The organism is Brevundimonas sp. Leaf363 (assembly GCF_001424025.1).
GTDB lineage: Bacteria > Pseudomonadota > Alphaproteobacteria > Caulobacterales > Caulobacteraceae > Brevundimonas.
Genome location: NZ_LMPZ01000004.1, coordinates 262,345 through 283,446, shown reverse-complemented (window position 1 = coordinate 283,446; position 21,102 = coordinate 262,345). Strand labels below are relative to the sequence as shown.

The window sequence follows — 21,102 nt, the reverse complement described above, 5'->3', positions numbered from 1 at the left end:
CGGCCCGGGCTAGTGGGGCCGCGGGAATTCCGGTGGGCCGCGGTCGTCGGCCCTTCGGGACCTCCCGACCCGACGCGGCCCGGGAGTTGGGCGGTGGCTCTCCCTCCCCCGCCGGGGGAGGGCAGACGTCGCAGGCGTCGGGTGGGGGCGGCCCTGCGAAACGCGGGCTGTGGATGCTCAGCCTAGCCGCCCCCACCCGGTCGCTGCGCGACCACCCTCCCCCGCCGGGGGAGGGAAAGGGTCAGTGCGGGTTGCTGGTCGCCGGCTCGGGGTCGTGCGGGTTGGGGACGGTGACGCGGCGGGTGGGGCGCGGCGGGGCGTTGGGGTCGACGGCGAAGCGATCGTCGACCGGGCGTGCGGGCGCCGGGGCCTCCTGGCGACCGCGTGGATGGCGGCGCTCGGCCTCTTCGGAGGGCGTCGCGCCGCGATCCCCGGCGCCGGGCGGCGGCGTCTGGGGCGCACCGCCCTGAAGCGCGGCGACGAGCAGCAAGACGAGCATGGGCGGTCCCTCCGGGCGACGCCCGACTAAGCCCAACGAACGGAGATTTGCAAATGAGCGCACCGGTCAGCCTGGCCGAGGCCAAGGCCTTTTTGCGCGTGGCGCATGAGGACGAGGACAGCCTGATCGGCATGCTGATCGAGGCGGCGAAAGTCCGGGTCGAAGGGGATGTGGGCCTGAGCCTGACATCCACCTCGCCGGCGCCGCTGCGGCTGGCGGTGCTGATGCTGTGCCTGCGAGCCTATGAGCGCGGCGAGGGCGAGATGCCGGTCGCGCCGGTCGAGGCGTGGATCGCGCGTATCGCGTGGTGCGGCTTTGAGCGGCTCTGCCGGAAGGGTCGGGGCGATGCGGCTGCTGGCGGGCCTGTACGAGCGGGTCGAGGCGACAACCGTCATGGGCGGGCAGGCGGTTGCTTACGAACTGCTGGGCCAGGCGTGGATCGCGCTGGGCGCCCGGCGGCGGCGGGCGGTGGCGGATGCGGGCGCGCCGGTGCGGATCGTGGAGACGGCGAACGCGGAGACGCGGGCCGATGCGCGTCTGGTGGAGGGCCGGGTGCTGCGCTTCGGCGGCGGCGACTGGGTGATCCGGACGGTGGAGGAGCCGGCGCCGGGGCGGGCGCGGTTGAGCCTGGAGCGGACGCGATGATGGACCATGAGAGCCTGCTACAGGCGGGGCTGATCGCCTGGCTGAAGGCCGATGCGGCGCTGGCTGCGCTGGTGGGTGGACGGGTCTGGGACCGGGCGCCGGAGGATGCGGCCTGGCCGCATCTGCTGATCGGCGAGGGAAGCAGTCGGCCGGTGGCGGCGGACGGCGGCGCGGTGGAGCACCGGCTGACGCTGATCTGCGTGTCGCGGTTCGCGGGGTCGGAAGAGGCGCGGGCGGTGGTCGCGGCGGCGCGGGCGCGGCTGCATGAGGCGGCGCCGACGGTCACCGGTCTGCGGATCGTCAGCCTGCGGAGCACCGGCGCGGAGATGCGGCGACCCGGCGAAGGGGCGCGAACCTATGGCCGGCTGTCGCTGCGGGTCGTGACGGAAGAAATCTGAGGAGAGAACCATGGGCGCACAGGCCGGCAAGGACATGCTGCTGAAGATCGGGGACGGCGGCTCTCCGCAGGTCTTCACGACGGTGGCGGGGCTGAGGGCAAGGACCATCAGTCTGAACGCGCGGACGGTGGACGTGACCGACGGCGACAGCGCCGGGCGGTGGCGCGAGCTGCTGGCCGGGGCGGGTGTGAAGTCCGCCGCCGTGGCCGGGCAGGGCGTGTTCCGCGAAGCGGCGTCGGATGCGCGGATGCGGGAGGTGTTCTTCTCGCAGGCGGCGGCGACGTGGCGGCTGATCGTGCCGGACTTCGGCCAGCTGGAGGGGCCGTTCCTGGTCTCGGCGCTGGAGTGTGCGGGCGAGCATGAGGGCGAGGCGACGTTCGCCATCAGCCTGGCCAGTGCGGGGGCGGTCGGGTTCAGCGCGATCTGAGCTCTTGATCCTCCCMCWMWGGGGGAGGATTTAGGCGATGAACACAGCGCGCGGTGAAGTGTCCATCGAGATCGACGGCGCGCCTCGTCGTCTGTGCCTGACGCTCGGCGCTCTGGCGGAGATCGAGGGGGCGCTGGCGGTGAATGGACTGGAGGCGCTGGGGCCCCGGATGCGGGCGGCGTCGGCGGGGGATCTGGCGGCGGTGTTGGCGGCGCTGTTGCGGGGCGGCGGCGAGGACGGCGCGTTGGCGGCGCGGGCGTCTCCGGGGGCGGCGGCGAGGGGTGTCGCCGAGGCTTTTCGGGCGGCGCTCCTGTGACGCCCTGGGCGAAGATGATGCGGCTGGCCGTGACGCTCGGCGTGGCGCCCGGCGCGTTCTGGCGGCTGTCGCTGCGGGAGTGGCGATGGCTGACGGCGCGGCCTTCGGGTGGTGCGCTGAGGCGCGAAGATCTGGAACGAATGGCGGAGCGATGGCCCGATGACGGATGAAGAGCGGGAGCGCGCGTCGCAGGCGCTGGATCAGCTGAAGGCCGAGGCGGCCGAGGCGGCGGACACGATCAGCGACGCCTTTGACCGGGCGGGCGACAGTCTGGCGTCATCGTTGGCGCGGGCGGCGGCGGACGGCGAGGTGTCGCTGTCGGAACTGGCGCGCGCGGTGCTGAGCGCCGTCAATGCGGGGGCGGGGCAGGGCTTGAGCGCCGCGATCGCGGGCGCGGTGGGCGGCCTGTTCTCGGGCGGTCGCGCCGATGGCGGACCGGTCAGCGCGGGCGGGGCGTATCTGGTCGGCGAGCGGGGGCCGGAGGTGTTCCGGCCGGCGGGCGCCGGGACGGTGGACGCCGTGGGCGGATCATCGGTGACGGTGAACGTCAGCGTGGCGGGCGGACCGGAGGCCCTGTTGCGCTCGGAAGCCCAGATCGCATCGATGCTGGCAAGGGCCGCCGCGCTGGGTGCGCGGCGGCTTTAGACGATCAGAGACCCTTGGGGTTGGGGCCGTATTTGTTGGGCCCCGGCTTGGAATCGGTCAGGCCGATCCAGAGCAGGAAGCCCAGGCTGACCAGGCCGATCAGGCCGAAGATTCCGAGCGCCGGCGCGATGGTGGACATGATGACGGCGGCGTCTTCGTTCTCGAACGCAGCCTGATTCATGAAGACGCCCGTGCCGACCATCATGGCCCCGACGACGCCGCCGACCAGGCCCAGAACGAACGGAATGGCGGCCAGCCACCCGGTGTGACCCATGTCGTGCAGGCGCTTCACCGTGATGGCGAGGTTTGGCCAGATCAGCGCGAGGCTGAGCAGTAGTCCCAGGATCGGGATCCAGCCGAGCACGACGCCGAGCCCCAGACAGATCAGCCAGCCGATCCAGAAATGCGAGCGGCGGGTGCGCCCCTCGAACGACAGCAGCACCTTCTTCCAGTCGAAGGCTTCGCCCGAGGCGACGGGTTCCATGGTCATCGAGACGTATCCCTACAGCGGCTCCTTGCGCCGCCACGGCCAAGATTGGCGGACCGGCGCCCTCTCGACAAGCGAAGACGAGGATTGTGGATGAGCTTTCATGAAGCGAGCCTGCCCGCGCGGCTGGCGTTCGGGTCGACGGGCGGGGTGGAGCGGCGGACGGAGATCGTGACGCTGGCGTCCGGGTTCGAGCGGCGTTCGACGCCTTGGGCGCTGGGGCGCCGGCGCTATCTGATCGGGGCGGGGCTGCGGTCGCTGGAGGATTTCGCGGCGCTGACGGCCTTTTTCGAGGCGCGGCGCGGGCGGCTTTACGGGTTCCGATTCAGGGACTTCGCGGACTTCAGCGCGGTCGATGAGGCGATCGGGCTGGGGGACGGGGTCCGGACGTCATTCCAGCTGACGAAGGCGTACGGCGAGGTGAGCCGGCCGATCCGCAAGCCCGTGGCGGGCAGCGTGTCGGTGACGGTGAACGGCGTGGCGGCACCCTGTGCGGTCGATGCGGCGACGGGTCTGGCGACGCTGCCGACCGCGCCGGGCGTGGGGGCGGCGGTGAGCGCCAGCTTCCAGTTCGACACACCGGTGCGGTTCGATTCCGACCGGATCGAGGTGACGCTGGAGAGCTTTGACGCCGGGCGGATGGCGGCCATGCCGCTGATCGAGGTGCGGGTCTAGGTCATGCGCGACATACCGGAGGAGATGGCCGCCCGCATCGAGAGCGGGGCGGCGATGCTGTGCCATGCCTGGGTGCTGAAGCGGGCGGACGGGGCGGTGATGGGGTTCACCGACCACGACGCGGACCTGGTGGTCGAGGGCGTGGCGTGCCGGGCGGCGAGCGGCTGGACGGCGGGGGCGGCGGAGAGCGCGGCGGGCTTGAGCGCCGGGCAGTTGGCGGCGGCGGGCGCGCTGGATAGCGAGGCCATCGAGGCGGCAGACGTCGAGGCGGGGCTGTATGACGCGGCGCGGCTGGAGCTGTGGCGGGTGGACTGGTCGGCGCCTGGGTTGCGGGTGCGGATCTGGGTCGGGCGGCTGGCGCGGTTGCGGCGCGAGGGGGACGCCTTCGTCGCGGAGATCGACGGACCGCTGGCGGCGCTGGAGCGGGTCGTCGGGCGGACCTACGGGCGGACGTGCGACGCCGTGCTGGGCGATGGGCGGTGCGGGTTGTCGGTCGAGGCGATCGGCGGGCGCGCCTGCGACAAGCGGTGGGCGACGTGTGTCGGGATGTTCGCGAACGGCGCCAACTTCCAGGGTTTTCCGGACATTCCGGGGGATGACTTCCTGACCGCCGTGCCCGTGACGGGTGGGCGGAACGACGGCGGGAGCCGGCGGTGAGGGGTGTGGATGCACGGCCCCTCCACCGCTGCGCGGTCCCCCTCCCCATCCTTGATGGGGAGGAAAGGGTGCGGGTCGCCCGTGCGTGGCTGGGGACGCCCTATCGGCATCAGGCCAGCGTGAAGGGCGAAGGGTGCGACTGCCTGGGGCTGGTGCGCGGAGTGTGGCGCGAGACGGTGGGGGCGGAGCCGGAGGTGCTGCCTCCGTACACGGAGAATTGGGCCGAGGTGGGCGGACGCGAGACGTTGCTGGAGGCGGCGGGGCGGTGGTTGCGGCCGGTGGCGCGGCGGGATGCGCGGCCGGGGGATGTACTGCTGTTCCGCATGACGCCGGAGGCGGCGGTGAAGCACTGCGCGATCCTGAGCGAGCGGGTGCCGGGCGGCGCCCGGATGATCCACGCCTACTGGGGGCGGACGGTGGTCGAAAGCTGGATGGGCGACTGGTGGATGCGGCGGCTCGCGGCCGCCTTCACGTGGCCGGAGGTTGGATAGATGGCGCAGATCATTCTCGGCGGCGTGGGGGCGGCGCTCGGCGGCGGGTTCGGCCGGGCGGCGGGCGCGGCGCTGGGGCGCGTGGTGGACAGCGGGCTGGTGGCGGGCTTGGCGGCGCCGCGACAGGTCGGGCCGCGACTGGAGGGGCTGCGGATCCAGTCCAGCGCCGAGGGCGCGCCGATGGCCTGCGCCTTCGGGCGGGCGCGGGTGACGGGGCAGGTGATCTGGGCCGCGCGGTTCCTGGAGAGCCGGCGCGAGAACGGCGGGGGCAAGGGCGGGCGGCGGACGGTCGACTATTCCTACTCGCTAAGTTTCGCCGTGGCGCTGTGCGAGGGGCCGATCAACGGGGTCGGGCGGGTGTGGGCCGACGGGCAGCTGATGGACCTGACCGGGGTGACGATGCGGGTGCATCGGGGCACGGTGGATCAGGCGCCGGACCCGCTGATCGAGGCGGTGGAGGGGGCTGCGCCCGCGTATCGGGGCGTTTCCTATGTGGTGTTCGAGGATCTGGTGCTGGACGCGTTCGGGGACCGGCCGCCGCAGCTGAGCTTCGAGGTGTTCCATCGGCCGGAGGGCGACAGGCTGGAGGAGCGGCTGACGGGGGTCTGCCTGATCCCCGGGGCGGGTGAGTTCGTTCTGGCGACCGAGGCGGTGCTGCGGCGGGACGGGCTGACGCAGGTCGCGACCGAGAATGTGCACGGCGGCGACGGGCGGCCGGATCTGGTCGTGTCGCTGGACCAGCTGCAGGCGCAGTGTCCGAACCTGCGGCGGGTCAGCCTGGTGGTCGGGTGGTTCGGGGACGATCTGCGCGCGGGTGAATGTTCGATCCGGCCGGGGGTTGAGAACCGCGACAAGCGGACCGAGCCAATGGGCTGGTCAGCAGCCGGGCTAGGGCGCGAAGAGGCGCATCTGATTTCCGAAGTCGGGGGCGGGCCGGCCTATGGCGGGACGCCGTCGGATGAGAGCGTGCGTCAGGCGGTGGCTGACCTGAAGGCGCGGGGGCTGGAGGTGACCCTCTATCCGTTCGTCTTCATGGACGCGCCCGGCTATCCGTGGCGGGGTCGGATCACCGGGCGGGACGGCGTGAACGCGGCTGCTGATGTGGCCGCCTTTTTTGGTGACGTGGACGGCTGGGGTCTGCGGCGACTGGCGCGGCACTATGCGGTGCTGGCGGCCGAGACGGGGGCGGACGGGCTGCTGATCGGCTCGGAGCTGCGGGGGCTGACCTGGACGCGGGATGCGTCGGGCGGGCATCCCGCGGTGGCGCAGTTGCGCGCGCTGGCGGCAGAGTGCCGGGCGATCGCACCGTGCGTCGCCCTGTCCTATGCGGCGGACTGGTCGGAATATTTCGGGCATCAGCCGGGGGATGGGACGGTGACGTTCCATCTCGATCCGCTGTGGGCCGATGCGAACATCGATTACGTCGGGATCGACTGGTACGCGCCGCTCACGGACTGGCGGGACAGCGACGGCGGCGTGGATGCTGCGCTGTACGAGGGGCCGGCGGACCCGGCCTATCTGGCCGCGGGCGTGGCGGGCGGCGAGGGGTTCGACTGGTTCTACGCCTCCGACGCGGATCGGGCGGCGCAGGTGCGCACCCCCATCGTTGATACGGCGCATGGCGAGGACTGGGTGTTCCGACCCAAGGATCTGGCCGGGTGGTGGTCGAACGCGCACCATGACCGGCCGGGCGGGGTGCGGAGCGGGGCGCCGACGGCCTGGGTTCCGGGGATGAAGCCGATCCGGCTGACGGAGTTCGGTTGCGCCGCCGTGGACCGGGGCGGCAATGCGCCGAACCTGTTCCAGGACCCGAAGAGTTCGGAGAGCTCGCTGCCGCCGTTTTCGACTGGAGCGCGAGACGATGCGGTGCAGCGGGCGGCGGTGGAGGCGGTGCTGGCGCACTGGGACTCGTCGGCGAACAATCCGGTATCGTCCGTGTACGGCGGAACGATGATGCAGGCGGCCGACGTCTGGTGCTGGGATGCGCGGCCGTTCCCGGCGTTTCCTGCGCGGAGCGACCTGTGGGCGGATGCCGGCGCCTGGCGTTGCGGGCACTGGCTGAACGGGCGGATGACGGGCTCGGCGGCGGACCTGGTGCGGGCGATGCTGCGGCGCGGCGGGCTGGCGGACGATGCGTTTGCGGTCGAGGGCGTGGACGGCGCGGTCGCAGGCTATGTGATCGACCGACCGATGGCGACGCGCGATGCGCTGGAGCCGCTGTTGACGGCGCTGGATGCGGGGGCGTCGGAGGCGGGTGGGCGGGTCACGATCCGGGGCGGACGGCGGACCGATCTGGCGATTTCGCCGGAGGCGCTGGCTCTGCCGGACGGGGGCGTGGCGGCGTCGGAGGATCGGCGGCTGGAGGCGGCGCCGGCGGGTGCGTGGGTGCGATTCATCGATGCGGCGCGGGACTATCAGACCGGGGCGGCGGGTGTGCGATCGGCGGGCGAGGGCGCGGTGATCGACCTGGACCTGCCGGTGGTGTGCGAGACGGGTCAGGCCGAGACCGTTGCGGCGCGACTGGCGGCGGCGGGCGGGGCGGCGGACCGGACAGACCTGGCGCTGGACCCGTTGCTGGCGCTGAGGATCGAGGCGGGGGATCTGGCGACGATCGACGGGCGGGGCGGCCTGTGGCGCGTCGATCGGGTGCAGATGGACGAGACGCCGACGGCGCGGCTGCGGCGGCTGGCGGTTGTGGCGGCTTCGGACGCGGCGCCGGACTGGTCGCTGGGCGATGCACCGGTGGTGACGGCGGCGCCGTTCGTGCGGTTGCTGGATCTGCCCCCGCTGCCGGGATCGGATGGCGATGCGCGGCCGGTGGCGGCGGTGGCGGTCGAGCCTTGGGTTCCGATGACGGTCCACGCGGGCGGCGGCGTCGACGGTCTGAGCGCGCGGGGGGCGGTCGAGGCGCCGGCGACGGTGGGGGTGCTGACGGAAGCGTTGGCGCCGGGCGTGCGAGGACGGTGGGACCGGGCGAACACCCTGACGGTGCGGGTCGAGGGGCGGGCGCCGGAGAGCGCGGCCGAGGCGGCGGTGCTGGGCGGGCGCAATGTGCTGGCGGTCGAGACGGCGGCGGGGTGGGAGATGGTGCAGTTCCGGCAGGCCGAACTGGTCGGCGGCGGGGTGTGGCGGCTGAGCGGCCTGCTGCGGGCGCAGCAGGGGACGGATGCGCAAGCGGCGGCGGGCGCCGGGACGGGAGCGGTGGTGGTGCTGCTGGATGCGGCGCCGGCTCGGGTGTCGGTCGGGGCGGGGGAGCGGAACCTGCCGCTGACGGTGCGCGTCGCGCCGAGAGGGACGCCGGCGGGCGGGCCGCTGGCGACGACGCTGGACTTCACCTGGACGGGCGTGGCGGAGCGGCCGTGGGCGCCGGCGCATCTGCGGGCCGAGGTGGGAGAGGACGGCGCCAGAATCGGCTGGGTGGTGCGAGACCGGCTGAGCGACGGCTGGGATGGGGAGGCGACGCCGGCCGATCCGCTGCGGTTCCGGGTGCGGGTGCTGGATGACGGGGCAGTGGTGCGGACGTTCGAGGCGACGGCGACGACAGCGCTGTATGCCGCCGCCGATTTGGCGGCGGACCTGCCGAGTGGGCTCGGCGGCGTGGAGATCGGAGTGGCGCAGTGGAGCGAAGTGTTCGGCTGGGGGAGCGAGGCGCAGGTGGCGTTGTGAGTGAAGAAAGAAGTTCATCACAACGAGCACAAAGAAGAGAGGCACAAGAGCACGACGCGGTCGCTGTGCGCTGATGGCGTCGTGCCTCCACAGATGGGGCAGATAGGAATGCGGACCGAAGGTCTGCGGTGCGCTCCTGTAGAATGGCGGTCCGTGTGGTTCCGCGCGCCCACCCCCGTTGTGTCCTTTGTGGATCCTCTGTGCTCGTTGTGATGAACCCTGCGAGGGTCCACGTCGCAATCGCTTGCGTTGAGCGGGGCATGGCTTAACTGACGCCTCTCGACTTTCTGAAGGAGCGACGGCGCGTGGCGGGCGATCCCTATAAGGAACTGGGCGTTGCCCGGGGCGCGAGCGCGGACGAGATCAAGAAGGCCTTCCGTAAGCTGGCCAAGGATCTGCACCCCGACAAGAACCCTGGCGACAAGGCCTCTGAGGACCGCTTCAAGCGCGTGACGGCGGCGTTCGACATCCTGGGCGACGCCGAAAAGAAGGCGAAGTTCGACCGGGGCGAGATCGACGCGGACGGGCGCGAGCAATACGCCGGCGGCGGCTTTGGCCGGGGCGGGCAACCGGGTGGTCCGTTCGGGCAATCAGGCGGGATGGGCGGCGGCGGCTTCGGCGGCAGTGCGCGGCCGGGGTTCGAGAACATCGACCTGGACGAGCTGTTCGGCATGTTCGGCGGCAAGGGCCGCGAGCGCGGGCCGCGCGACTTCACAAGTCGGGGCCAGGATATCCGGGCGACGCTGGACATCAGTCTGGAGGACGCCATCGCCGGGACGACGCGGCGCATCCAGTTCTCGGACGGGCGAACGCTGGACGTCACCATTCCGAAGGGCGCGGCGGACGGCCAGACCATCCGCCTGCGCGGACAGGGCGCGCCAGGACGCGGGGCCGAGGCGGGCGACGCCCTGATCGAACTGAAGATCCAGCCGCATGCGCTGTATCGGCGCGAAGGGGCGGACCTGACGATGGACCTGCCGGTGTCGGTGCCGGACGCGGTGCTGGGCGGCAAGGTGACCGTGCCGACGCCGGAGGGCGCCGTGTCGATGACGGTGCCAAAGGGCGCGAATTCCGGTCAGACACTGAGGTTGAAGGGGCGCGGCGCCTTTGCGAACGGCCAGCGCGGCGACTTGCTGGCGCGGCTGGTCGTGACGCTGCCCGAGGAGCCGGATGAGTTGCTGACGCGCTTCGCCGAGGACTGGCGGGCGAATCGCCCCTACAGGCCCGGCCGATGAGCAGCGTTATGTCGAAGCCCGATGTGAAGCCCGCACGGCCCTGGTTCTCGGCTGGGCCGACGGCCAAGCGGCCAGGATACGACCTGGCTTCTTTGCCGACGAACCTGCTGGGGCGCGGCATCCGCGCGCCGGAGGTGGTGAAGCGCTTCGCCGATGCGCTGCAGCTGACGCGCGAGGTGCTGCGTGTGCCGGCCGAGTTTCAGATGCTCTACACGCCAGGCTCGCAAACCGGGGCCATCGAGGCGGCCCTGTGGTGCCTGCTGGGGCAGCGTCCCGTGCAGGTCGTGGCCTTCGAGAACTTCGGCAAGCAGTGGCAGACGGATGTGCAGGACCGGCTGAAGCTGGACCCGGAGATTCTGTCGGCGCCGTTCGGCGACTTGCCGGACCTGTCGATGGTGGATCCCACGAAGGACGTGGTGTTCCCGTGGAACGGCACGACCTCGGGCGTACGCGTGCCGAACGCCGACTTCATCTCGGATGACCGCGAAGGCCTGGTGATCTGCGACGCGACGTCGGCGGCGTTCTCGATGCCGCTGGACTGGTCCAAGCTGGATGTCGTGGCCTTCTCCTTCCAGAAGGCGCTGGGCGGCGAGGCGGGGATCGGGGTGATGTGCCTGTCGCCGCGCGCGGTCGAACGGCTGGATACGTTCACGCCGGACCGGGCCATCCCCAAGGTGCTGAAGATCACCGACGACAGCAGGCCAGGAGGCGGGGGCTTCGACAGGGCCCTGGCCAAGGGAGTGGTGATCAACACCTTCTCGGTTCTGACCATCGAGGACTGGATCGACGCCCTGTGCTGGGCGCGGGATGCCGGCGGGCTGGACGAGATGATCCGGCGCACGGACGCCAACTTCGCGGTGCTGGAGCGGTGGGTCGAGCGGACGCCGTGGATCGACTTCCTGGCGACGGCGCCGGAGACGCGCTCGACGACGTCGGTCTGCCTGAAGTTCATCGACCCGCGCGTGTCGGGTCTGGACGAGGCGGGGCGGTACGCCTTCGTGCTGAGATTCAAGGCGCTGCTGGAAGGCGAGGGCGCGGCCTTTGACGTGGAATCGTACCGCAAGGCGCCGGCCGGCCTGCGGCTGTGGTGCGGCGCGACGGTCGAGACCGCGGACGTCGAAGCGGTGACGCCGTGGCTGGACTGGGCGTTCGCGACGGCTGTCGCCGAACTCTGAGGGACACGGACCGATTCCGCCGCTATAGACCCCGCGCAATCAGCGGAGCGGTCTTTTGGCGAACGTAGCGGTGGTCGGCGCTCAGTGGGGCGACGAGGGCAAGGGCAAGATCGTCGACTGGCTGTCGAACCGGGCCGATATGGTCGTGCGGTTCCAGGGCGGTCACAACGCGGGCCATACGCTGGTCGTCGACGGCAAGGTCTACAAGCTGGCGCTGCTGCCCAGCGGCGTGGTGCAGGGCAAGCCGTCGATCATCGGCAACGGCGTGGTGGTCGATCCCTGGCATCTGGTCGGCGAGATCCAGAAGATCGAGGCGCAAGGCGTGTCGATCAGCCCCGACATCCTGACGATCGCGGACAACGCCTGCCTGATCCTGCCCATCCATCCGGCGCTGGACGTGGCGCGCGAGGCGGCCGCGAGCGCGCCGGGCGCCAAGATCGGCACGACGGGGCGCGGCATCGGCCCGGCCTATGAGGACAAGGTGGGGCGCCGCGCCATCCGCGTCTGCGACCTGGCCGAGGCGGACGACCTGAGGGTCAAGATCGACCGGCTGCGTTCGCACCACGATCCGCTGCGCGCGGGTCTGGGGCTGGAGCCGATCGATCCGGAGGCGCTGCTGGCCCAGTTGCTGGAGATCGCGCCGAAGATCCTGCCGTATGTGAAGCCGGCGTGGCGGGTGCTGGATCAGGCGCAGAAGGCGGGCCAGCGGGTGCTGTTCGAGGGCGCGCAGGGCGCGTTTCTGGACGTCGACCACGGCACCTATCCCTATGTGACGTCGTCGAACACGGTGGCGGGGCAGGCGGCGGCGGGGTCCGGTCTGGGGCCGCGCGGCGTCGGCTATGTGCTGGGGATCGTGAAGGCCTACACCACGCGGGTGGGCGAGGGGCCGTTCGCGTGTGAGCTGTTCGACGACGTCGGCGAGCATCTGGCGACCGTCGGGCGCGAGGTCGGGGTGAACACCGGCCGGGCGCGGCGCTGCGGCTGGTTCGACGCGGTGCTGGTGCGCCAATCGGTGGCGATCAACGGCATCGACGGCATCGCCCTGACCAAGCTGGACGTGCTGGACGGGCTGAAGACGCTGAAGATTTGCGTCGGCTATCGGGTCGATGGCGAGGTTCTGGACTATCTGCCGAGCAGCCTGAAGGCGCAGGCGGCCGCCGAGCCGGTCTTCGAGGAGCTGGAAGGCTGGACGGAGAGCACCGCCGGCGTCCGCAGCTTCAAGGACATCAACGCCAACGCGATCAAATATGTTCGGCGGATCGAGGAGCTGATCGGCGCGCCGGTGGCGCTGCTGTCGACCAGCCCGGAGCGTGACGACACGATCCTGATGCGCGACCCGTTCCAGGGTTGAGTTCGGGGCCAAGCCCGCGACGGCGAAAGCCTTTCCGGCCCAAGGCGCAAACTGAGCCTTAACCTGCACGGATTAAGCCGGACGGTCTGACCGGAGACCGATTTGTTCGCGCCCGACCCGAAAGTGTTGAACCGGATCGCACCGGCGGTCCGCCGCGTGGTGATCGCCGATCCCAACCTGGCGTCGTCGCGTCTGATCATGGACGTCCTGAAGGGCATGGGCGCGCGCGAGATCTTCGTGGAGGCGACCGAGGAGCGGGCCTTACAGATGATCCGCGACGTGGACCCCGGCCTGGTGCTGACCGAACGGAGCGGGGCCGGACTTGACGGCGAGAGCCTGTCGCGGCGCATCCGTCGCTCCAGCCTGACGTGTCGGCGGGCGCCGATCATCATGGTCACGGCCGACGCGACGGCCTCGACCATTAAGGGCGCGCGCGACAGCGGCGTGCATGAGTTTCTTCGAAAGCCCTTCACCAGCACCGATCTGTTCAAGCGGATCGAGAACGTGGCCCTGCGGCCGCGCGACTGGGTCGAGGCGATCGGATACGTCGGGCCGGACAGGCGGCGGTTCAACTCGGGCGAGTACGCCGGGCCGGCCAAGCGCAAGAGTGACAAGCCGGCGACCGGCGCGGCGGCCAACGCCTCGGTCAAGGATCAGGCGCTGCGAATCCTGGCGGCGACCCTGGCGCAGTTCGACACCGATCCGGCCCAGGGCGTGCGCGCGGCGCGTCAGCAGGCCGAGACGCTGAAGGCGCTGGCCATCAAGACCAGCGACGCGCGGTTGGCGATCGCGGCGGCGGGGTTGGAAAGCCATCTGGTCGGCGGCGCGGTGACCAAGGCCAGCTTGGCCGGCCCGATCGGCGCGTTGCTGGCGCTGGCGGCGCCGGAGACGCTGCAGGCGAAGGCGAGCTGAGGCCTTTCCTCCCCATGAAATGGGGAGGGGGACCGCTTGCGGTGGAGGGGCGCCTCACACGCGGCGCTTGAACTGCCCCTCCGTCTCGGCCTGAAGAAGGCCAAGCCACCTCCCCATCGAGGATGGGGAGGAGAACCGTCTCGCGTCACGCGTCGACCAGGTTCCGCTCTTCGGCGGCGGCGCGCATGGCCTTTTGCAGCTTCTCGAAGGCGCGCACCTCGATCTGGCGCACGCGCTCGCGCGACACGCCGTACTGGCCGGCCAGCTCTTCCAGCGTCACCGGGTCGTCCTTGAGGCGGCGCTCGGTCAGGATGTGCTTCTCGCGGTCGGTCAGCTCTTCCATGGCTTCCTGGAGCAGGCCCATGCGCAGCGACTTCTCCTCGCTGTCGGCCAGGGCTGTCTCCTGAGACACGGCCGTGTCGTCGGCCAGCCAGTCCTGCCACTCGCTTTCGCCATCGGCGCGCAGGGGCGCGTTCAGCGAGGCGTCGCCGCCGAGGCGGCGGTTCATGTTGGTGACGTCCTCTTCCGACACGCCCAGCTTGGTGGCGATGGCCGAGAGGTGCTCGGGGTGCAGGTCGCCTTCCTCGAAGGCCGAGATCTGACTCTTGGCCTTGCGCAGGTTGAAGAACAGCTTCTTCTGCGCGGCGGTCGTGCCCATCTTCACGAGCGACCAGCTGCGCAGGATGTATTCCTGGATCGAGGCGCGGATCCACCACATGGCGTAGGTGGCCAGGCGGAAGCCCTTGTCGGCGTCGAACTTCTTGACGGCCTGCATCAGGCCGACGTTGCCTTCTGAAATCACTTCGCCGATCGGCAGGCCGTAGCCGCGATAGCCCATGGCGATCTTGGCCACGAGGCGCAGGTGCGAGGTGACGAGGCGATGCGCGGCCTCGGGATCCTCATGCTCGGACCAACGCTTGGCCAGCATGAATTCCTCGTCCTTGGTCAGCATCGGAAACTTGCGGATTTCCGTGAGATAGCGCGACAGTCCCTGTTCAGGCGACATAACCGCGAGCGTTTTAGTGGCAGCCATCTGGTCCCTCCGACCGTCGAAACGAGCGGGTCCTGCGGAGTCGACCACCCAATGTGCACCGACGCCTCACCCCTCAACCGGACAAGTGGCGATGAGTTTCCGCCGTTGTTAGGGGCGGATGGTCACACGTAAGCGTGACCGTGACCTCGGCGCCACTCGCGCCTGTGGAGCGCTATATAGAACAGAGTCAGTTGCTTTTCAAGACCGGCGCTCGGCGCCTCAGTCCAGGCTGTCGAGGATGCGTTGGTTGGCGCGGTCCCATTCGGCCGTCTGGCCGTCGTGCTTGTCTGGACTGAGCGGCTGGAGGGCGCGGATGGCGGCGGCGGTCGCGGCGGCGTCCGCAGGGGTGAGGGGCGACAGACCGTGGACGGCGGCGAAGGCGGTCAAAGCGGCCTGGTTCTGGACATCCGGGTTGGGCGTCATCGGGGCGTCGGTGCGGTGGGCGACCCAGCGGATGCCGGCGATCACCTGGTCGCGGAAGCGCGGGTCGTTCCAGGTCGAGGGGGTGTGGCCCAGGTTGGTGAAGAAGACGCGGCCGTTCGCGCCGATCGGCTTCACCCAGGCGACGGGAACCGTATAGGGCCGGCGGATGGGGCCGAAGCTCATGTCCAGGGTCTGGAGGACGCGAACGGTCTCGGGCCGGAAGCCAGCGTACTGATAGATCTCTTCGGCGTATTCCGTCCCGTCGGGCCAGGTCGCGGCCAGCGGGTGGGTCGGCTCCAGATTGGTCAGGCGGATGGGCGTGCCCTGGGTCCAGGGGTGGCCGTCGAAGACGCCGCCGATGAAGTCGCGGTAAGCCACGTCGCCGCCCGGGAAAGCCAGGGCGGTGTCGGCCGCGCTGTGCAGGCCGACGAACCCGCCACGCCCGGAGGCGATCCAGTCCTGGATGGCGGTCCAGGTCGCCTGGTCGATGGGCAGGGCGCCGGTGGTGTAAAAGACCAGCACGTCCAGATCGGCCAACTTGGCGGGGGTGATGTCGCGTGCGTCCTGCGTCACCTCGACGGTGAAGGCGTCGGTGTCGCGTGCCCAAGTCTGCATGGTCACCTCGGACGACGACAGGGCGCCGTCGACGCGCTTCACCGGCTCATGCAGCCACCCGACCGACTGGCTCAGATAAAGGACACGGACGGGACGCTCCTGCGCGCACGCCGGCGAGACCAAGACGGCGAAGGCGAGAAGGATCAACGACAACCAACGCATGGGCGGCTCCAGTCAGAGGGCGGCGAGCAGGGCTTCGAGAGACTGCATATCGGGGGGCGGCGCAGTTTCAAAGCGCAGGGCCTTCCCAGTGATCGGGTGGACAAAGCCGAGGACGGCGGCGTGCAGGGCCTGGCGGGTCAGGCCGGCTTCGGCGATGGCGGCCTTGACCGGCGTGGTCGGGCTGCCCGAGCCATAGACGGGATCGCCGAGGATGGGGGCGCCCCTGGACGCCAGATGGACGCGGATCTGGTGGGTGCGGCCGGTGTGCAGGGTGCAGGCGACGCGGCCGGCCATCGGCGCGCCGCCGGCCTTGGCGGGCTGGCCGAAGGTCGACTGGACAACGTAGTCGGTGACGGCGTCGCGGCCGCCGGCTTTCAGCACGGCCATCTTCTTGCGATCGGATGACGAGCGGCCGATGCGCGTTTCGATGCGGCCCTTGGCGGGGGACGGCGCGCCGCGGGTCAGGGCGATGTAGGTGCGTTCGATGTCGTGGGTCGCGAACAGGGCCGAGAGGCCCGCGTGGGCGCGGTCGGACTTGGCGGCGACCATGACGCCTGAGGTGTCCTTATCCAGGCGGTGGACAATGCCCGGCCGCAGTACCCCGCCCACGCCCGACAGGCTGTCGCCGCAGTGGGCCAGCAGGGCGTTGACCAGGGTGCCGTCCGGCGTCCCGGGCGCCGGGTGGGCGGCCATGCCGGCGGGCTTGTCGACCACGATCAGGTCGGCGTCCTCGAACAGGACGGTCAGCAGGATCGGCTCGGGCTGCGGATCGGCGGGGCGAGGGGCAGGCAGGTCGACGGCGTAGTCGCCCGCCGTCGTGCGGCCCGACCCGGACGTCAGCGGCGCGCCGTCGAGGGTGACGACACCCTCGGCCATCAAGGCCTGGATGCGGGCGCGGGATAACGCGGGCAGGGCGGCGGCCAGTGTTTTGTCCAACCGGTCGGAGGACGCCTCCAATCGCACCGTCAGGCGCGTGGCGGGCGCGGTGTCGGTCGGCTCGAAATCGTCGTCAATCGCATCCACGGCTCTGGATGCCGCCTCATGTCGCGAGGAGCAAGGGTTGGCGTCAACGGCTCCGCTTGGCATGATGGCGATCGACGTTTGGGGAGGCGACGATGAACATCTGGATCAAGGGCGCGGTGGCGGCTGGGGGTTTGACGGCGCTCAGCCTTCTGGGCTCGTGCGCGACCATGAGCGAGGACCAGTGTCTGGCCGGCGCATGGGGCCAGGTCGGCTATGCGGACGGCGCGGCAGGCTATGCGATGTCGCGCCTGAACGAGCATGTCGAGGCCTGCGCCAAATACGGCGTCGCGCCGGAGGAAGCGGTCTATATGTCGGCGCGCGCCGACGGCCTGCGGCAATACTGCACGCCGGCCAACGGCTTCCGCGCCGGGCGCACGGGCGGCAGCTATGCCGGCGTCTGTCCGGCCCATCTGGAGCGTGACTTCCTGCCGGCGTTCCGCGACGGCGAGACCGTCCATGTCGCCTATGCAGCCGTGGAAGCGGCGCAGAACGCCATCAACTCGGCCCGCGATCGCGTGCGCGACCGCCAGGAAAAGCTGGACGGCTTCCAGCGGGATCTGGGCCGGTCCGACGTGAGCGACGACGAGAAGGACCGCATCCGGAACCGCATGCGCGACATGCGCCGCGAGATCGATGATGCGCGGCGCGACGAGCGTCGGGCCGATGACGAGATGCGAGACGCCGAGCGGGATTACCGCGACGTGCGTCTGCACTTCACTCAGTACTACGGCAGCTGGTAGGCGGTGGAGGTCGGAAAGCGGCCGATCAGGCCGCCTTCTTCGTCTCCATCTTGACGTCCCACTGGCCCAGCGAGGCCAGGCTGTTCATGCGCGCGCGGTGGCCGAACTCGCGCTGGGCGGCGGCGATATTCTCCGGCTTGCCGCCCCAGGCGCGCTGGGGCGCCGCCTGCAGGGCGCGGCCGTAGGAGAATGTCATCGGCCAGGGGAAGCCGCCGATCTTGTTCATCGCGTCCAAGTGGGCGGTGGCCTGCTCGTCGCTCTGGCCGCCGGACAGATAGGCGATGCCGGGCACAGCCGATGGGACCGTGGCCTTGAGCGCCGCGATGGTGCGTTCGGCCACTTCCTGCACGCCGGCCTGACGCACGCTGCCCTTGCCGGCGATGACCATGCCGGGCTTCAGGATGATGCCTTCCAGCTGAACGCGCTGCTCGGCCAGTTCGTTGAAGACGGTCTGCAGCACCCATCGGGTGACCTCGTCGGCGCGCGTGATGTCGTGCGAGCCGTCCATGAGGATTTCCGGCTCGACGATCGGCACCACCTGCTCCTGCTGACAGATGGCGGCGTAGCGGGCCAGGGCGTGGGCGTTGGACTTGATGCAGCCCCAGCTGGGTATGCCGTCCGCGATGTCGATGACGCCGCGCCATTTGGCGAAGCGGGCGCCGCGTTCGTAGTGGGCGCGCACGCGCTTCGACAGGCCGTCCATGCCCTTGGTGATGGTCTCGCCGGGGAAGCCCGCCATCTTGGAGGCGCCCTTGTCCACCTTGATGCCCGGGATCGAGCCGGCGGCGGTGATCAGATCGACCAGCGGCGTGCCGTCGGCGGCGTCCTGGTACAGCGTCTCCTCGAACAGGATGACGCCCGAGATGGATGCCTTCATCGCCTCGGAGCGGAACATCAGCTCGCGATAGTCGCGGCGGTTGCTCTCGGTGTTCTCGACCCCGATGGCGTCGAAGCGCTTGCGGATGGTGCCGGTGGATTCATCGGCGGCCAGGATGCCCTTGCCCGGCGCGACCATGGCGCGGGCGACGGCGTTCAGCGCGGACAAATCCATGGCGGGGCTCCGATCGAAGGTGAGGCGGCCGTCCTAGTCCCGATCACGCATTGTTACAAGCGCGAGGCCGTGATTGTGATCAGCGCTTGAGAGCTTCCACGCCCGGCAGGGGCTTGCCCTCCATCCACTCCAGGAAGGCGCCGCCGGCGGTGGAGACGAAGGTCATGTCGTCCGAGACGCCCGCGTGGTTCAGGGCCGCGACCGTGTCACCGCCGCCGGCCACCGCGACCAGCTTGCCGGCCTTCGTCAGTTCGGCGGCGTGCCTGGCGGCCTCGACGGTGGCGGTGTCGAAGGGCGGCACTTCGAAGACGCCGAGCGGGCCGTTCCAGATCAGGGTCTTGGACAGGTCCATGGCGCGCTTCAGGCGGGCGGTAGTCTCGGGACCGGCGTCGAGGATCTTGTCCTCCGGGGCGATACGATCCAGGGCACGGACGCCGGCTTCGACGCCCGGCTTGATCTCCTGGGCGACCACGACATCGACAGGCAGCAGCAGCTCGCAGCCCTTGGCCCGGGCTTCTTCCATGATGGCGCGGGCGGTGTCGGCCAGGTCCTTCTCACACAGCGAGCCGCCGATATCGACGCCCTGTGCGTGCAGGAAGGTGTTGGCCATGCCGCCGCCGATGGCCAGGCGATCCAGCTTGTCGACCAGGTTCTGCAACAGGTCCAGCTTGGTCGAGACCTTGGAGCCGCCGACGATGCCCAGCACCGGCTTCTGCGGATTGCCCAGGGCGGCGTCGAGCGCGTCAAGCTCGCGGCGCATGCTCTCGCCGGCATAGGCAGGGATCAGGTGCGCGACGCCTTCGGTCGAGGCGTGGGCGCGGTGGGCGGCCGAGAAGGCGTCGTTGACGTAGAGATCGCCCAGGTCAGCCAGCTGCTGCGCGAAGGCAGGGTCGTTCTTTTCCTCGCCCTTGTGGAAGCGGACGTTCTCCAGAAGCACGACGCCGCCCGGATCGAGGTCGGCGAGCACGGCCTTGGCTTCATCACCCACGCAGTCCTCGGCGAAGCGGACGGGCGCGCCCAGCAGGGTCTCCAGCGGCTCGACCACGGGCTTGAGGCTCATGGACGGCACGCGCTCGCCCTTGGGTCGGTCGAAGTGGGCCAGCAGCGCGACCTTGGCGCCGGCGTCGCGCAGCTTGTTGATCGTCGGCAGGGCGACGCGCAGGCGGGTGTCGTCGGTAACCCGGCCGTCCTCCATCGGGACGTTGAAATCCACGCGCACCAGGGCGGTCTTGCCGGCGAGGTCGCCGAGGTCCTTGGGGGCGTCGTCGAGGGTGCGGAAGGTCATGTCAGGCTCCTGACTTATCTCCTCCCCATCCTCGATGGGGAGGTGGCTCGGCCTTCGGCCGAGACGAAGGGGTGATCACACACGCCGCGCTTGAACGGCCCCTCCACCGCAAGCGGTCCCCCTCCCCATCGAGGATGGGGAGGAAAATCGCGTCTTACAGATGCTTCGCCATCTCCGCGGCCACGTCGGCCATGCGGGTCGAGAAGCCCCATTCGTTGTCGTACCAGCTGAGCACGCGGGCCAGCTTGCCTTCGATGACCTGGGTCTGGGGCAGGGCGGCGGTCGACGAAGCGGCGATGTGATTCATGTCGTGCGAGACCAGCGGCTCGGTGATGACGCCTAGCACGCCCTTCATGGCGCCGTCCGACGCGGCCTTCAGGGCGGCGTTGATCTCCTCGACCGAGGTCTCGCGGCCGCAGACGACCTTCAGGTCGATGACCGAGACGTTCGGGGTCGGGACGCGGATCGACGAGCCGTCCAGCTTGCCCTTCAGCTCCGGCAGCACCAGGCCCAGGGCCTTGGCGGCGCCGGTCGAGGTCGGGATCATGCTGAGGGCCGCCGCGCGGCCGCGGTACAGGTCCTTGTGCATCGTATCCAGCGTCGGCTGGTCGCCGGTGTAGCTGTGGATGGTGGTCATGTAGCCACGCTCGATGCCGAACAGGTCGTGCAGCACCTTGGCGACGGGGGCCAGGGCGTTGGTGGTGCAGCTGCCGTTCGAGACGACGATGTCGTCGGCTGTCAGGACGTCCTGGTTGACCTTGTAGACGATGGTCTTGTCGGCGCCGTCGCAGGGCGCCGAGACCAGCACGCGCTTGGCGCCGGCCGTCAGGTGGGCCGAGGCCTTGTCCTTGGACGTGAAGATGCCGGTGCACTCGAATGCGATGTCGACGCCCAGGTCGGCGTGCGGCAGCTTGGCCGGGTCGCGCTCGGCCGTGACCTTGATCTTGCCCGTGCCGACGTCGATCCAGTCCTCGCCCGTCGTGACCGTGCCGCCGAACCGGCCGTGCACCGAGTCGTAGCGGAACAGGTGGGCGTTGGTCTCGACGGGGCCGAGGTCGTTGATCGCCACCACCTCGATGTCGGTGCGGCCATGCTCCACCAGCGAGCGGAGGATGTTGCGGCCGATGCGACCGAAACCGTTGATGGCGACGCGAGTGGGCATGGGAGGCGGCTCCTGCGGGAGGATCGGGA

Annotated in this window: 23 protein-coding genes and 1 pseudogene; 16 read left to right on the top strand and 8 right to left on the bottom strand. The window is 70.4% G+C overall.

Annotated features, from left to right (window positions below):
- Positions 1-241: 241 nt before the first annotated feature.
- The gene (locus ASG17_RS13815) at positions 242-499 is read right to left on the bottom strand and encodes a hypothetical protein (protein ID WP_056104949.1); all 258 of its coding nucleotides are present in this window, start codon (positions 497-499) and stop codon (positions 242-244) included.
- A gap of 53 nt (positions 500-552) precedes the next feature.
- Here ASG17_RS13815 and ASG17_RS16040 point away from each other — a divergent pair.
- The 7 genes and pseudogenes from ASG17_RS16040 to ASG17_RS13790 all read left to right on the top strand — a co-directional run.
- Positions 553-699 (top strand): annotated as a pseudogene (locus ASG17_RS16040) (head-tail connector protein); the annotation flags it as partial.
- Between the two features lie 145 nt (positions 700-844).
- Positions 845-1,144 (top strand): hypothetical protein, encoded by a 300-nt coding sequence (locus ASG17_RS13810; protein WP_056104947.1) that lies wholly within the window; start codon positions 845-847, stop codon positions 1,142-1,144.
- On the top strand, positions 1,141-1,542 hold the full coding sequence (locus ASG17_RS13805) for a DUF3168 domain-containing protein (RefSeq protein ID WP_056104945.1): 402 nt from the start codon (positions 1,141-1,143) through the stop codon (positions 1,540-1,542). Before ASG17_RS13810 ends, ASG17_RS13805 begins: the two co-directional genes overlap by 4 nt.
- 10 nt (positions 1,543-1,552) lie before the next feature.
- Positions 1,553-1,969, top strand: a complete 417-nt coding sequence (locus ASG17_RS13800; protein WP_056104943.1) for a phage major tail protein, TP901-1 family — start codon at positions 1,553-1,555, stop codon at positions 1,967-1,969.
- Positions 1,970-2,006: 37 nt separating this feature from the next.
- A complete protein-coding gene (locus ASG17_RS13795; protein ID WP_056104942.1) occupies positions 2,007-2,285 on the top strand; it encodes a GTA-gp10 family protein in 279 nt (92 codons plus the stop codon).
- Between the two features lie 14 nt (positions 2,286-2,299).
- Positions 2,300-2,455, top strand: a complete 156-nt coding sequence (locus ASG17_RS15280) for a phage tail assembly chaperone (RefSeq protein ID WP_082496307.1) — start codon at positions 2,300-2,302, stop codon at positions 2,453-2,455.
- A complete protein-coding gene (locus ASG17_RS13790; RefSeq protein ID WP_056104940.1) occupies positions 2,445-2,930 on the top strand; it encodes a phage tail tape measure protein in 486 nt (161 codons plus the stop codon). The genes ASG17_RS15280 and ASG17_RS13790 overlap by 11 nt, the downstream gene beginning before the upstream one ends.
- Before the next feature lie 4 nt (positions 2,931-2,934).
- Here ASG17_RS13790 and ASG17_RS13785 read toward each other — a convergent pair whose 3' ends face one another.
- Entirely contained in the window at positions 2,935-3,420 is a 486-nt protein-coding gene (locus ASG17_RS13785) for a DUF805 domain-containing protein (RefSeq protein WP_056104938.1), read from the bottom strand.
- Positions 3,421-3,510: 90 nt separating this feature from the next.
- On the opposite strand from ASG17_RS13785, the gene ASG17_RS13780 reads away from it, so the two are divergent.
- From ASG17_RS13780 to ASG17_RS13745, 8 genes are all read left to right on the top strand, one after another.
- A complete protein-coding gene (locus ASG17_RS13780) occupies positions 3,511-4,092 on the top strand; it encodes a DUF2460 domain-containing protein (RefSeq protein WP_056104936.1) in 582 nt (193 codons plus the stop codon).
- A gap of 3 nt (positions 4,093-4,095) precedes the next feature.
- A complete protein-coding gene (locus ASG17_RS13775; RefSeq protein ID WP_056104935.1) occupies positions 4,096-4,749 on the top strand; it encodes a DUF2163 domain-containing protein in 654 nt (217 codons plus the stop codon).
- Positions 4,750-4,817: 68 nt separating this feature from the next.
- Positions 4,818-5,240 (top strand): NlpC/P60 family protein, encoded by a 423-nt coding sequence (locus ASG17_RS13770; RefSeq protein ID WP_082496306.1) that lies wholly within the window; start codon positions 4,818-4,820, stop codon positions 5,238-5,240.
- Entirely contained in the window at positions 5,241-8,906 is a 3,666-nt protein-coding gene (locus ASG17_RS13765; protein WP_056104933.1) for a glycoside hydrolase/phage tail family protein, read from the top strand.
- A gap of 305 nt (positions 8,907-9,211) precedes the next feature.
- Positions 9,212-10,141, top strand: coding sequence for a DnaJ C-terminal domain-containing protein (locus tag ASG17_RS13760; protein ID WP_056104931.1), 930 nt, complete (start codon positions 9,212-9,214; stop codon positions 10,139-10,141).
- Between the two features lie 8 nt (positions 10,142-10,149).
- Positions 10,150-11,316 (top strand): phosphoserine transaminase, encoded by a 1,167-nt coding sequence (locus ASG17_RS13755; protein ID WP_156367879.1) that lies wholly within the window; start codon positions 10,150-10,152, stop codon positions 11,314-11,316.
- A gap of 55 nt (positions 11,317-11,371) precedes the next feature.
- Positions 11,372-12,667: an adenylosuccinate synthase gene (locus tag ASG17_RS13750; protein WP_056104928.1), complete on the top strand. Its 1,296-nt coding sequence runs from the start codon at positions 11,372-11,374 to the stop codon at positions 12,665-12,667.
- A 102-nt stretch (positions 12,668-12,769) separates the two neighbouring features.
- Positions 12,770-13,579, top strand: a complete 810-nt coding sequence (locus ASG17_RS13745) for a two-component system response regulator (protein WP_056104926.1) — start codon at positions 12,770-12,772, stop codon at positions 13,577-13,579.
- Between the two features lie 145 nt (positions 13,580-13,724).
- On the opposite strand, the gene rpoH is transcribed toward ASG17_RS13745, so the two are convergent.
- The 3 genes from rpoH to ASG17_RS13730 all read right to left on the bottom strand — a co-directional run bounded on the left by rpoH (position 13,725) and on the right by ASG17_RS13730 (position 16,898).
- Positions 13,725-14,612, bottom strand: a complete 888-nt coding sequence (gene rpoH / locus ASG17_RS13740; RefSeq protein WP_082496292.1) for an RNA polymerase sigma factor RpoH — start codon at positions 14,610-14,612, stop codon at positions 13,725-13,727.
- A 219-nt stretch (positions 14,613-14,831) separates the two neighbouring features.
- Complete coding sequence (locus ASG17_RS13735) at positions 14,832-15,812, bottom strand: ThuA domain-containing protein (protein ID WP_056104922.1); 981 nt, start codon at positions 15,810-15,812, stop codon at positions 14,832-14,834.
- A 12-nt stretch (positions 15,813-15,824) separates the two neighbouring features.
- Positions 15,825-16,898, bottom strand: a complete 1,074-nt coding sequence (locus ASG17_RS13730; protein WP_056104919.1) for an RluA family pseudouridine synthase — start codon at positions 16,896-16,898, stop codon at positions 15,825-15,827.
- Between the two features lie 29 nt (positions 16,899-16,927).
- Here ASG17_RS13730 and ASG17_RS13725 point away from each other — a divergent pair, with 29 nt between their 5' ends.
- Complete coding sequence (locus ASG17_RS13725; protein WP_056104917.1) at positions 16,928-17,575, top strand: DUF2799 domain-containing protein; 648 nt, start codon at positions 16,928-16,930, stop codon at positions 17,573-17,575.
- A gap of 25 nt (positions 17,576-17,600) precedes the next feature.
- Here the strand turns inward: ASG17_RS13725 and ASG17_RS13720 are convergent, their stop codons facing one another.
- The 3 genes from ASG17_RS13720 to gap all read right to left on the bottom strand — a co-directional run bounded on the left by ASG17_RS13720 (position 17,601) and on the right by gap (position 21,073).
- Positions 17,601-18,626 (bottom strand): class I fructose-bisphosphate aldolase, encoded by a 1,026-nt coding sequence (locus ASG17_RS13720; RefSeq protein WP_056104915.1) that lies wholly within the window; start codon positions 18,624-18,626, stop codon positions 17,601-17,603.
- 79 nt (positions 18,627-18,705) lie between these two features.
- Positions 18,706-19,911 carry a phosphoglycerate kinase gene (pgk, locus tag ASG17_RS13715; RefSeq protein WP_056104913.1) on the bottom strand — a complete coding sequence of 402 codons (1,206 nt, stop codon included), beginning with the start codon at positions 19,909-19,911 and terminating at the stop codon, positions 18,706-18,708.
- Positions 19,912-20,065: 154 nt separating this feature from the next.
- Positions 20,066-21,073, bottom strand: coding sequence for a type I glyceraldehyde-3-phosphate dehydrogenase (gene gap, locus ASG17_RS13710; protein WP_056104910.1), 1,008 nt, complete (start codon positions 21,071-21,073; stop codon positions 20,066-20,068).
- Between the last annotated feature and the right edge of the window lie 29 nt (positions 21,074-21,102).